The organism is Rhodococcus jostii NBRC 16295 (assembly GCF_001894825.1).
Classification (GTDB): Bacteria; Actinomycetota; Actinomycetes; order Mycobacteriales; family Mycobacteriaceae; genus Rhodococcus_F; species Rhodococcus_F jostii.
Map to the genome: position 1 here is coordinate 1 of NZ_BCWY01000189.1, position 930 is coordinate 930.

The 930-nt window shown below is 66.2% G+C and carries 1 protein-coding gene; it reads right to left on the minus strand.

From position 1 onward, the window contains the following. Positions 1-930 (minus strand): pyruvate dehydrogenase E1 component-related protein (locus RJ1_RS44460; protein ID WP_501193867.1); only part of this gene is annotated, 930 nt, incomplete at both ends.

Below are 930 nucleotides of genomic sequence, written 5' to 3' on the forward strand. Positions count from 1 at the left end.
GCGTCCCACTCGCGGCCCCAGACCACCTTGATCACGTTCCAGCCGGCGCCGCGGAAGAACGACTCCAACTCCTGGATGATCTTGCCGTTGCCGCGGACCGGGCCGTCGAGGCGCTGCAGGTTGCAGTTCACCACGAAGGTGAGGTTGTCCAAACCTTCGGTGGCGGCGACGTGGGCGAGGCCCCGCGATTCGGGTTCGTCCATCTCCCCGTCACCCAGGAACGCCCACACGTGCTGATCGGTGGTGTCCTTGATGCCCCGGTCGCTGAGGTAGTGGTTGAACCTCGCCTGGTAGATCGCGTTCATCGGGCCCAGACCCATCGACACGGTCGGGAATTCCCAGAAATCCGGGAGCAGCCGCGGGTGCGGGTACGACGGCAGCCCGCCACCCTGATCGGTGTGCGAGTGTTCCTGCCGGAACCCGTCCATCCGCTCCGCCGGGATCCGCCCCTCCAGGAACGCGCGGGCGTAGATGCCCGGGGAGGCGTGACCCTGGATGAAGATCTGATCCCCACCGCCGGGATGATCCTTGCCGCGGAAGAAGTGGTTGAACCCCACCTCGTACAGGGCGGCGGAGGAGGCGTAGGTGGAGATGTGGCCGCCGACGCCGACGCCGGGGCGCTGCGCGCGGGTCACCATCACCGCCGCGTTCCACCGGATGAACGCCCGGTACCGGCGCTCGGTTTCCTCGTCGCCGGGGAACCACGGCTCGTTCTCCGTCGGGATGGTGTTCACATAATCGGTGGACGTCAACGCCGGCAACGCGACGTGCTTCTCCCCGGCCCGCTCGAGCATCCGCAACATCAGATACCGGGCACGGGTCGGACCCGAACGGTCCAACAGTCCATCGAACGATTCCAACCACTCCGTGGTCTCATCCGGATCGATATCCGGCAGATACGACGCAACACCCTCACGGATGACACGAACG